This window comes from Enterobacter sp. CGMCC 5087 (assembly GCF_003144775.1).
In the GTDB taxonomy this organism is placed as follows: domain Bacteria; phylum Pseudomonadota; class Gammaproteobacteria; order Enterobacterales; family Enterobacteriaceae; genus Enterobacter; species Enterobacter cloacae_M.
Genome location: NZ_QFXN01000270.1, coordinates 1 through 11,190 on the forward strand (window position 1 = coordinate 1; position 11,190 = coordinate 11,190).

Annotated in this window: 10 protein-coding genes; 6 read left to right on the top strand and 4 right to left on the bottom strand. The window is 58.6% G+C overall.

Features of this window, described 5'->3' with window-relative positions; genetic code table 11:
* Window positions 1–100 (bottom strand): hypothetical protein (locus DEO48_RS27270; RefSeq protein WP_258306169.1); only part of this gene is annotated, 100 nt, incomplete at its 3' end.
* A gap of 88 nt (window positions 101–188) precedes the next feature.
* Here DEO48_RS27270 and argC point away from each other — a divergent pair.
* From argC to argH, 3 genes are all read left to right on the top strand, one after another.
* Entirely contained in the window at window positions 189–1,193 is a 1,005-nt protein-coding gene (argC, locus tag DEO48_RS23205; RefSeq protein WP_109846423.1) for an N-acetyl-gamma-glutamyl-phosphate reductase, read from the top strand.
* Between the two features lie 6 nt (window positions 1,194–1,199).
* On the top strand, window positions 1,200–1,976 hold the full coding sequence (argB, locus tag DEO48_RS23210) for an acetylglutamate kinase (RefSeq protein WP_090420882.1): 777 nt from the start codon (window positions 1,200–1,202) through the stop codon (window positions 1,974–1,976).
* Between the two features lie 74 nt (window positions 1,977–2,050).
* Window positions 2,051–3,424 (top strand): argininosuccinate lyase, encoded by a 1,374-nt coding sequence (argH, locus tag DEO48_RS23215; RefSeq protein ID WP_109846424.1) that lies wholly within the window; start codon window positions 2,051–2,053, stop codon window positions 3,422–3,424.
* Between the two features lie 55 nt (window positions 3,425–3,479).
* On the opposite strand, the gene DEO48_RS23220 is transcribed toward argH, so the two are convergent.
* Together DEO48_RS23220 and metB are read right to left on the bottom strand one after the other, a co-directional pair.
* Window positions 3,480–5,912, bottom strand: a complete 2,433-nt coding sequence (locus DEO48_RS23220; protein ID WP_109846425.1) for a bifunctional aspartate kinase/homoserine dehydrogenase II — start codon at window positions 5,910–5,912, stop codon at window positions 3,480–3,482.
* Window positions 5,913–5,914: 2 nt separating this feature from the next.
* The gene (gene metB, locus DEO48_RS23225; protein WP_045404245.1) at window positions 5,915–7,075 is read right to left on the bottom strand and encodes a cystathionine gamma-synthase; all 1,161 of its coding nucleotides are present in this window, start codon (window positions 7,073–7,075) and stop codon (window positions 5,915–5,917) included.
* A gap of 276 nt (window positions 7,076–7,351) precedes the next feature.
* On the opposite strand from metB, the gene metJ reads away from it, so the two are divergent.
* Window positions 7,352–7,669 (top strand): met regulon transcriptional regulator MetJ, encoded by a 318-nt coding sequence (gene metJ, locus DEO48_RS23230; RefSeq protein ID WP_007369220.1) that lies wholly within the window; start codon window positions 7,352–7,354, stop codon window positions 7,667–7,669.
* Between the two features lie 48 nt (window positions 7,670–7,717).
* On the opposite strand, the gene rpmE is transcribed toward metJ, so the two are convergent.
* Window positions 7,718–7,930 carry a 50S ribosomal protein L31 gene (gene rpmE / locus DEO48_RS23235; RefSeq protein ID WP_003862040.1) on the bottom strand — a complete coding sequence of 71 codons (213 nt, stop codon included), beginning with the start codon at window positions 7,928–7,930 and terminating at the stop codon, window positions 7,718–7,720.
* Window positions 7,931–8,130: 200 nt separating this feature from the next.
* On the opposite strand from rpmE, the gene priA reads away from it, so the two are divergent.
* Both priA and cytR read left to right on the top strand, forming a co-directional pair.
* Window positions 8,131–10,326, top strand: coding sequence for a primosomal protein N' (gene priA, locus DEO48_RS23240; protein ID WP_109846426.1), 2,196 nt, complete (start codon window positions 8,131–8,133; stop codon window positions 10,324–10,326).
* Window positions 10,327–10,445: 119 nt separating this feature from the next.
* A partial coding sequence (gene cytR / locus DEO48_RS23245; protein ID WP_109846427.1) for a DNA-binding transcriptional regulator CytR occupies window positions 10,446–11,190 on the top strand: 745 nt, incomplete at its 3' end.

Here is an 11,190-nt window from a genome sequence, read left to right on the forward strand (position 1 = left end):
ACTCATTGCTCTGATCCAGCGCTTCTTCCGTTGCGCTGATGGACGGTGTGGCAATCAGGGCGCGGTAGATCTCGATAAATGGCGGTAAGTTCATTTTCATTGTTGACACACCTTAGGTCGTGATAGTATCAATATTCATGCAATAAATGTGAATAAAAATACACTAACGTTGAGCATAAAGGAACCCGATGTTGAATACGCTGATTGTAGGCGCTAGCGGTTATGCGGGCGCAGAGCTTGTAAGCTACGTGAATCGCCATCCACATATGACCATAACCGCTTTGACCGTGTCAGCGCAAAGCAATGATGCAGGAAAGTTAATTTCCGATTTGCATCCGCAGCTTAAGGGCATTGTCGATCTGCCGCTGCAGCCCATGTCTGACATCAGCGAGTTTACCGACGGCGTCGACGTGGTGTTTTTAGCCACCGCGCACGAGGTCAGCCACGACCTGGCGCCGCAGTTCCTGGCGGCCGGCTGCGTGGTCTTCGACCTTTCCGGCGCGTTCCGCGTGAATGACGGCGCGTTCTACGAAAAATATTACGGCTTCACCCATCAGCATCCGGATCTGCTGGAAACAGCGGTGTACGGCCTGGCGGAGTGGAGCGCAGACAAACTGAAAGAAGCGGACCTGATTGCCGTTCCGGGCTGCTACCCGACGGCGGCGCAGCTTTCCCTGAAGCCGCTGATCGACGCGGGCCTGCTGGATCTGAGCCAGTGGCCGGTGATCAACGCCACCAGCGGCGTGAGCGGTGCAGGACGCAAGGCCGCTATCTCCAACAGCTTCTGCGAAGTGAGCCTTCAGCCGTATGGCGTGTTTAATCACCGTCATCACCCTGAAATCACGACGCATCTGGGCGCGGAGGTGATTTTCACGCCGCACCTGGGCAGCTTCCCGCGCGGGATCCTCGAAACCATTACCTGTCGCCTGAAGCCGGGCGTGACCAAAGAGCAGGTGAACGAGGCCTTCACGCAGGCGTATGCGGACAAACCGCTGGTGCGCCTGTACGGCAAAGGCGTGCCGGCGCTGAAAAACGTGGTCGGCCTGCCGTTCTGCGACATCGGCTTTGCCGTGCAGGACGAGCATCTGATTGTGGTCGCCGCGGAAGATAACTTACTCAAAGGCGCTGCCGCACAGGCAATGCAGTGTGCAAATATTCGTTTCGGCTTCCCGGAAACGCAGGCTCTTATTTAAGGTGTGATGATGAACCCATTAATTATCAAACTCGGTGGTGTACTGCTGGACAGCGAAGAAGCGCTGGAGCGTCTTTTTACCGCGCTGGTGAACTATCGCGAATCACACCAGCGTCCGCTGGTGATTGTGCACGGCGGCGGCTGCGTGGTGGACGAGCTGATGAAAGGGCTCAACCTGCCGGTGAAAAAGAAGAACGGCCTGCGCGTCACGCCTGCTGACCAGATTGACATCATTACCGGCGCGCTGGCGGGTACGGCGAACAAAACGCTGCTGGCGTGGGCGAAGAAACACCACATCGCATCCGTCGGCCTCTATCTGGGCGATGGCGACAGCGTAAAAGTGACCCAGCTCGACGAAGAGCTCGGCCACGTTGGACTGGCGCAGCCAGGTTCGCCTAAGCTGATTAATACGCTACTGGAAGGGGGGTTCCTGCCGGTTGTGAGCTCTATCGGCGTGACCGAAGAGGGCGAGCTGATGAACGTCAACGCTGACCAGGCGGCGACCGCGCTGGCGGCAACGCTGGGTGCGGATCTGATCCTGCTCTCCGACGTGAGCGGTATTCTGGACGGCAAAGGCCAGCGCATTGCGGAAATGACGGCTGAGAAAGCCGAGCAGCTGATTGCCCAGGGCATTATTACCGACGGCATGATCGTCAAAGTGAACGCCGCGCTGGATGCCGCACGCACGCTGGGCCGCCCGGTGGATATCGCCTCCTGGCGTCACGCGGAACAACTGCCGGCGCTGTTTAACGGCACGCCGATTGGCACGCGTATTTTAGCGTAAGTTTTTATTGAATGACCGTAGGCCGGGTAAGCGAAGCGCCACCCGGCAGAACTAACGAATAAAGGAATCATGTTATGGCACTTTGGGGTGGGCGTTTTACACAGGCAGCGGATCAGCGGTTCAAACAGTTCAACGACTCTTTGCGCTTCGACTACCGCCTGGCCGAACAGGATATTGTCGGCTCTGTGGCCTGGTCCAAAGCGCTGGTGACGGTGGGCGTACTGACCGCAGACGAACAATTACGGCTGGAAGAAGCGCTGAACAATCTGCTGGAAGAGGTGCGTCTTAACCCGCAGCAGATCCTCGAAAGCGATGCTGAAGATATTCACAGCTGGGTGGAAGGCAAGCTTATCGACAAAGTCGGCCAGCTGGGTAAAAAGCTGCATACCGGCCGCAGCCGTAATGACCAGGTCGCCACCGATCTGAAGCTGTGGTGTAAAGATACCGTTGGCGAACTGCTGGCGGCTAACCGTCAGCTGCAGAGCGCGCTGGTGGAGACCGCGCAGAACAACCAGGACGCGGTGATGCCGGGTTATACCCACCTGCAGCGCGCGCAGCCGGTGACCTTCGCACACTGGTGTCTGGCCTACGTCGAGATGCTTGCGCGTGACGAAAGCCGTCTGCAGGATACCCTGAAACGTCTGGACGTCAGCCCGCTGGGCAGCGGCGCGCTGGCCGGTACGGCGTATGAAATCGACCGTGAGCAGCTGGCAGGCTGGCTGGGCTTTGCCTCCGCCACCCGTAACAGCCTGGACAGCGTGTCCGACCGCGACCACGTGCTGGAGCTGCTCTCCAATGCGTCTATCGGAATGGTGCACCTTTCGCGCTTTGCCGAAGACCTGATCTTCTTTAACTCTGGCGAAGCGGGCTTTGTTGAGCTGTCCGACCGCGTGACCTCAGGCTCATCCCTGATGCCGCAGAAGAAAAACCCGGACGCGCTGGAGCTGATCCGCGGCAAGTGTGGCCGCGTGCAGGGCGCGCTGACCGGCATGATGATGACCCTGAAAGGGCTGCCGCTGGCGTATAACAAAGACATGCAGGAAGACAAAGAAGGGCTGTTCGACGCGCTCGACACCTGGCTGGACTGTCTGCATATGGGCGCGCTGGTGCTGGACGGCATTCAGGTGAAACGTCCGCGCTGCCAGGAAGCGGCGCAGCAGGGCTATGCGAACTCTACCGAACTGGCGGATTATCTGGTGGCGAAAGGCGTACCTTTCCGTGAAGCGCACCATATTGTGGGTGAAGCGGTGGTGGAAGCCATTCGTCAGGGTAAACCGCTGGAAGATCTGGCGCTGGCCGACCTGCAGAAGTTCAGCGCGGTTATCGGGGATGATGTGTATCCGATCCTTGCGCTGCAGTCTTGCCTGGATAAACGTGCCGCGAAAGGTGGCGTGTCGCCTAAGCAGGTGACGCAGGCGATAGCGGATGCGAAGAAACGTTTGGTTTAATCTGTCCTGACAGGTGCCCTCTCCCACCGTGCGGGGAGAGGGCCAGGGTGAGGAGTTACAGCAGCTTAGCCAGACGGTTGATGTCGGACTGAATGGCTCCAGCGGTGACATCGCGCCCCGCGCCCGGACCACGGATCACCAGCGGGTTATCGCGATACCAGCGGCTTTCGATGGCGAAGACGTTATCGCACGGCAGCAGCGCCGCCAGCGGATGTTCAGGACGCACCGCCTCGACGCCGACTCGCGCTTTTCCGTTGGCCTCGAAACGCGCCACGTAGCGCAGCACCAGCCCCATCTCGTTCGCCGCCTCCAGACGCTGTACCATCTGCTCGTTAAGCTCTTCACCATTTTCAAAGAAATGATCCACAGAACCTTCTTCACAGCCGGCAGGCACCAGCGATTCGACGCGTACGGCATCCGGTTCGATATCGTAACCGGCCTCACGCGCCAGGATCACCAGCTTACGCATCACGTCTTTGCCGGAAAGGTCAACGCGCGGATCGGGCTCGGTTAAGCCCTGCTGCCACGCCTGATCCACCAGGTCGGTGAACGGTACGGTGCCGTCGAACTGCAGGAAAAGCCAGGAGAGCGTGCCGGAGAAGATACCGCTCAGCGCCAGAATGCTGTCGCCGCTTTCAATCAGGTCACGCACGGTGTGGTTAACCGGCAGGCCAGCCCCAACGGTGGCGTTATAAAGCCAGTGGCGCCCCGTTTTTTCAAACGCGTCGTGGATCTGGCGGTATTTATCGGTGCTGCTCGCCCCCGCCAGCTTGTTCGCACTAATAACGTGGAAACCGTGACTGGCGAAATCCAGATACTGATCCGCAAGCTGTTCGCTGGCGGTAACGTCCAGCACCACCAGATCGTCATACGGGTGCGCGCGCATCCACAGGAACAGCGACTCTTCATCCTGCTCTACGGCTTCATCATTAAAGAAGGCAAGCGCGCGGCTGGCGTCCAGCCCTTCGTAGTTCAGCAGGCTGCGGCGGCTGTCCACCACGCCCGCAAGAATGAATTCGAATCCGGTTCGCGCCGAGAGCGTCACCTGTTCGCGGGCAAACAGCTCCAGCCAGCGGGAGCCGATGTTGCCTTTACCAAACAGCACCAGGCCGATGCGCTTTTCCGCGCGGAACAGAGAGGTGTGCAGGCCCTGGATCAGGCTCTCGGTTGGCCCTTTACGCAGAACGGCGACCAGGCTGATGCCCTCCTCCGACTGCCAGGTGAACTCCACCGGCTGGCCTTTCAGCTGCTGCCAGAAGCGGTGGCAGTGCAGCGGGTTACGGGTGACGCCCGCGCCCACCATCGCCACCAGCGCCAGCCCCTGACGCAGGCGAAGCTCGCCCGGCAGGCCAGCTTCATCCAGAATTTTCAGCGCGCTGTCCGCCACTTCAGCGGTGTAGCAGAACTGCAGCAGTTGACGATCGTTATGCACGCCAACGGCCAACGGACGCACCTGGGCGCGTTTCAGGATCGTGTCGATATCTTTATGCGCCAGCTTGAAGTCCTGGCCCGCAGGCACCTGGAACTCAATCAGGCAGATGTCGTCGTGGCTGGTGACAATACGCGCCCCGGTACCGGACGCCAGCACGCGCTCAATGCGCGTGGAGCCTTGATCCGGAGTGTAACTGCAGCGCAGCTGGAGGTCGATATCGCTGCCGGAAACCGGCTGCAGCGTGCGCGCGTGCAGTACCGGCGCGGCCAGACGCGCCAGCTCGCTGGCTTCGTCGAGACGCAGCAGCGGCAGCAGGCAGGCATCTTTTACTTTTCGCGGATCCGCGCTGTACACACCGGCCACGTCGCTCCAGATGGTGACGCGGGAGACGCCCGCCAGGGCACCAATCTGCGTTGCCGAGTAGTCGGAGCCGTTACGACCCAGCAGCACGGTTTCGCCCGCGTTGCTGCGGCTGATAAAGCCGGTGACGACAATACGTTTGCCCGGGTGCTGCACCAGCAGCTGTTGCAGCAGCGGGTAGGACAACCCTTCATCCACCTGCGGCTGCGCGGCGCGTTCGGCGCGCAGAAAATCACGCGCGTCGAGCCAGGCAGCTTCCACGCCCAGGTGCTGCAGCACGGCGGCCATCAGGCGCGCGGACCACACTTCACCGTGCCCCACCACTTCGGCATACACCGCGTCGGTAATCCCGCTGTCCAGCAGTGCAGCCAGACGCTCAAGGTCATGCGTGAAGGCGCTGATCAGCCCGTCCGCCACTTCCGCAGGCAGCAGGCCGGCAATCAGCTCGCTCTGGTAGCGGCGTAAGGACTGTTGCACCTGATGCGCAGAAAGGCGATCGGTCTGGCTCAGTTTCAGCCAGCTAATCAACTGGTTGGTGGTGCTGCCCGCCGCCGAGACAACCATCATGTCACCCGGCTGTGAATATTCCGTCATGATGCCTGCAACGCGCAGGTAACATTTCACATCAGCAAGACTACTACCACCAAACTTGTGCAGTTGACGACCCTTCGCCCCTGCCTGCGCTATCACACTCATGATTACCCCTTGGCTGCGATCCGGAAGGCATTTTCCAGATCGGCAATTAAATCTTCAGAATCTTCAATGCCGGTTGAGATACGCAGCAGCGTCTCAGAAATTCCGGCGGCGGCACGTGCTTCGGGTGCCATACCTGCGTGCGTCATGGTCGCGGCGTGGGAGATCAAGCTTTCAACCCCACCTAAGGATTCCGCCAGCGTAAACAATGACAGCCCGCTCAGGAAGCGACGCAGCGTTTGCTCGTCACCGTCCAGTTCAAAACTTAACATCGCGCCAAACCCTTTCTGCTGACGCGCAGCAATCTCGTGCCCCTGATTTTCCGGCAGCGACGGGTGATAAAGCTTTTTCACCAGCGGCTGGGTTTTCAGGAAATCGACAATCGCCTGGGCATTGCGCTGCGCCACGTCCATGCGCGGCGACAGCGTGCGGATGCCGCGCAACAGCAGATAGCTGTCGAAGGCCCCCGCGGTGACGCCAATATTATTGGCCCACCATGCCAGTTCGGTGACAACGTCGGGATCTTTAGCAATCACCACGCCCGCCACCACATCAGAATGGCCGTTCAGATATTTAGTGCATGAATGCAATACCAGATCGGCACCCAGTGCGAGCGGGTTCTGAAGGGCCGGACTGAGGAACGTATTATCCACTACACTTATCGCTCCCGCATCCCTTGCGAGCTGACAAATTTTCGCAATATCGACAACGCGCAACAATGGATTGCTTGGACTTTCCACCAGAACCAGCTTCGGTCTCTCTGCCAGGGCCTGTTTCAGCGCCTGTTCGTCGTTTTGATCGACAAACAGCACGCGATAGCAGCCGCGTTTCGCCAGGCTGTCAAACAGGCGATAGCTGCCGCCGTAGCAGTCGTGCGGCGCAACCAGCAGATCGCCCGGTTTCAGGAACACCGTGGTCACCAGATGAATGGCGGACATCCCCGTATTGGTTAATACTGCACCTGCGCCACCTTCCAGCTCGGCCAGCGCGCGCTGGGTCACGTCACGCGTAGGGTTGCCACGACGCGAATAATCATGCGCGCGGGGTTCATTAAATCCGGTGAAGTTATAAGTACTGGAAAGATGAATCGGCGGGACAACGCAGCCGTACTGCTCGTCATCATTTAATCCGCTACGCACTGCAATAGTGGCCTGTTTACGCGTCATGGTGAGGGCTTCCTGGCGAATGAGGTGAAAAGTCAGGCACCAGAGTAAACATTGAAAGTATGGACGTCAATACATCTGGACATCTAAACTTCTTTGCGTATAGATTGAGCAATGCGCAAATAGCCGTTAAAATTATATGCTTTAGTGCACGCTGCAGCGGCAATATCCGTGCCACGGTATCGTCTCTACGGTAAACTAGACAAGATTGCGGTTCAAAACGGGTGGTTACAGGTTTTGCACCTTTAAATAAATGACTGAGAGGATTAAAGGTATCTCATGGCTGAATGGAGCGGCGAATATATCAGCCCATACGCTGAGCACGGTAAGAAGAGTGAGCAAGTAAAGAAAATTACGGTTTCCATTCCTCTGAAGGTGTTGAAGATCCTCACCGATGAACGTACGCGTCGTCAGGTGAACAACCTGCGCCACGCGACCAACAGCGAACTGCTGTGCGAAGCGTTTCTGCATGCGTTTACCGGTCAACCGTTGCCGAACGATGAAGATCTGCGCAAAGAGCGCAGTGATGAAATCCCGGAAGAGGCGAAGGTGATCATGCGTGAACTGGGTATTGACCCGGATACGTGGGAATACTGAGAAGCGGATACAAAAAAGGCACCTTGCGGTGCCTTTTTTTCGGGAAACTTATTTAGCGCCCGGGATGCTGAAACGCTTGTTGAAGCGGTCAACACGGCCACCGGTTGCAACGTCACGCTGCTTACCAGTGTAGAACGGGTGGCATTTGCCGCACACGTCCAGGTTCAGATCGTGACCCACGGTAGAGCGGATCTGGATAGAGTTACCGCAAGAACAGTTTGCAGTAATCATTTCGTATTTCGGGTGAATATCTTTTTTCATGGGAGAACCTCAGTTAAGGCCGCGTCGCTCTTCCAGCCCTAACGCCAGACACCACGCGATGTTGATTGTAAGTTCTTTGGCGTAAAGTACACCAAAGGCGGCGAATCATACAGAATTTGACCAACGTATGCAAACTGATCCGCACGCCGCTTTTACTAATGTGTATACTAACGCGCCACTTTTCAAGTCAGGAAGATTCGATGCCCGTCGCTCACGTTGCCCTGCCCGTTCCGCTTCCCCGCACCTTTGACTATCTGCTGCCCGACAGCATGAGCGCCAAAGCGGGCTGCCGCGTGACCGTGCCGTTTGGCAAACAGCAGCGCGTGGGGATCGTCGTCTCCGTCAGCGATAAAAGCGAGCTACCGCTTAATGAGCTGAAATCAGTCGTTGAGGTGCTGGACAGCGAGCCGGTTTACTCTACCAGCACCTGGCGACTGCTGCTGTGGGCGGCGGATTATTATCATCACCCGATTGGCGACGTGCTGTTCCACGCCCTGCCGATTATGCTGCGCCAGGGCAAAAGCGCCAGCCATGCGCCGATGTGGTACTGGTTTGCCACCGAGCAGGGCCAGGCGGTGGACATCAACAGCCTGAAGCGATCGCAGAAACAGCAGCAGGCGCTGGCGGCGCTGCGTCAGGGAAAAATCTGGCGACATCAGGTCGACGAGCTTGAGGTCAGCGAAACGGCGCTACAGGCCTTAAGAAAGAAAGGGCTGAGCGAACTGGCCAGCGAAGCCCCCGCTCTTTACGACTGGCGGGAGAGTTTCTCCGTTTCAGGGGATCGCCTGCGTCTGAATACCGAGCAGGCCACCGCCGTGGGCGCGATTCATAGCGCCTCCGATCATTTCTCTGCCTGGCTGCTGGCGGGAGTCACCGGTTCCGGCAAGACCGAAGTCTACCTGAGCGTGCTGGAAAACGTGCTCGCGCAGGGCAAACAGGCGCTGGTGATGGTGCCGGAAATTGGCCTGACGCCGCAAACCATCGCCCGATTCCGCGAGCGCTTTAACGCGCCGGTTGAGGTGCTGCACTCCGGCCTGAACGACAGCGAACGCCTCAGCGCCTGGCTGAAAGCGAAAAACGGCGAAGCGGCGATTGTGATCGGCACCCGCTCGTCGCTGTTTACGCCGTTTAAAAATCTTGGCGTTATCGTGATCGACGAAGAGCACGACAGCTCCTATAAACAGCAGGAAGGCTGGCGCTATCACGCCCGCGACCTGGCGGTTTATCGCGCGCACAGTGAGCAGATTCCTATTATTCTCGGCTCCGCCACGCCTGCGCTCGAAACGCTGCACAACGTGCGCCAGCGTAAATACCATATGCTGCGCCTGACGCGTCGGGCGGGGAATGCCCGCCCGGCCATTCAGCACGTGCTTGATCTGAAAGGTCAGCAGGTTCAGGCCGGGCTAGCGCCGGCATTGATTACCCGCATGCGCCAGCACCTGCAGGCGGGGAACCAGGTCATTCTGTTCCTTAACCGCCGCGGTTTCGCGCCCGCCCTGCTGTGCCACGACTGCGGCTGGATTGCCGAGTGCCCGCGCTGCGACCACTACTACACCTTCCATCAGGCCCAGCGGCATTTGCGCTGCCACCACTGCGACAGCCAGCGCCCGGTGCCGCGCCAGTGCCCGTCGTGTGGCTCAACGCATATCGTGCCGGTCGGTCTGGGGACGGAACAGCTGGAACAGGCGCTTGGCCCCTTCTTCCCGGACGTGCCGATTTCTCGTATCGACCGGGACACCACCAGCCGCAAGGGCGCGCTGGAAGAGCAGCTGGCGGAAGTGCATCGCGGCGGCGCACGCATTCTGATTGGCACGCAGATGCTGGCCAAAGGCCACCACTTCCCGGACGTCACGCTGGTTGCCCTGCTCGACGTAGACGGCGCGCTGTTCTCGGCAGATTTCCGCTCCGCCGAGCGCTTCGCCCAGCTTTATACCCAGGTGGCAGGGCGTGCTGGTCGCGCCGGTAAACAGGGCGAAGTGGTGCTGCAAACGCACCATCCTGAGCATCCGCTGCTGCAAACCCTGCTGCATAAAGGCTATGACGCCTTTGCCGAGCAGGCGCTGGCCGAACGCCAGACCATGCAGCTGCCGCCGTGGACCAGCCACGTCATCATCCGCGCGGAAGATCATAACAACCAGCAGGCGCCGCTTTTCCTGCAGCAGCTGAGAAATCTCCTGCAGGCCAGCCCGCTGGTGGATAATCAGCTGTGGCTCCTGGGCCCTGTGCCGGCACTCGCACCAAAGCGCGGCGGGCGTTTTCGCTGGCAAATCTTACTTCAGCACCCCTCGCGCGTTCGCCTGCAGCATATCGTCAGCGGCACGCTGGCGCTCATCAACACGCTGCCGGAAGCGCGAAAAGTGAAGTGGGTACTGGACGTCGATCCCATCGAAGGCTGAAGACGGATCGAAAAATTTAACGCTCCTCACACTTTTTATGAAAATTCTGTAACCGATTCCATTAACTATCTGTAAAAATGGTGATGTCAGAAGTTCGGTGTTCAGGCGAGGAGAAGACGTTGAAGTCCAGGAAAGAGGTTGCACCGGCGACCATGAAAGACGTTGCCCAGAAAGCACAAGTCTCTACGGCAACGGTATCCCGCGCATTAATGAACCCGGATAAAGTCTCCCAGGCGACCCGTAACCGGGTAGAGCAGGCTGCGCTTGAAGTGGGCTATTTCCCACAAGCAATGGGGCGTAACGTTAAACGCAATGAGTCGCGCACCATTCTGGTGATTGTGCCGGACATCTGTGACCCCTTCTTCAGCGAGATTATCCGCGGTATTGAAGTCACCGCAGCGGAACAGGGTTACCTGGTGCTGATTGGCGACTGCGCTCATCAGAACCAGCAGGAAAAAACCTTCATCGATCTCATTATCACCAAGCAGATCGACGGCATGCTGCTGCTTGGCTCTCGCCTGCCTTTTGATGCCAGCATTGAAGAGCAGCGTAATTTACCACCGATGGTGATGGCGAACGAGTTTGCGCCGGAGCTGGAGCTGCCGACGGTCCACATTGATAACCTCACCGCCGCGTTCAACGCCGTAAACTATCTCCAGGAACTGGGGCACAAGCGCATTGGCTGTATTGCCGGGCCGGAAGAGATGCCGCTGTGTCACTATCGCTTACAGGGCTACGTTCAGGCGCTGCGCCGTACCGGCGTCACCGTCGATCCGCACTACATTGCGCGCGGTGATTTTACCTTCGCCGCGGGTGGACAAGCGCTGGAGAAACTTCTGGACCTGCCTGAGCCGCCAACCGCCG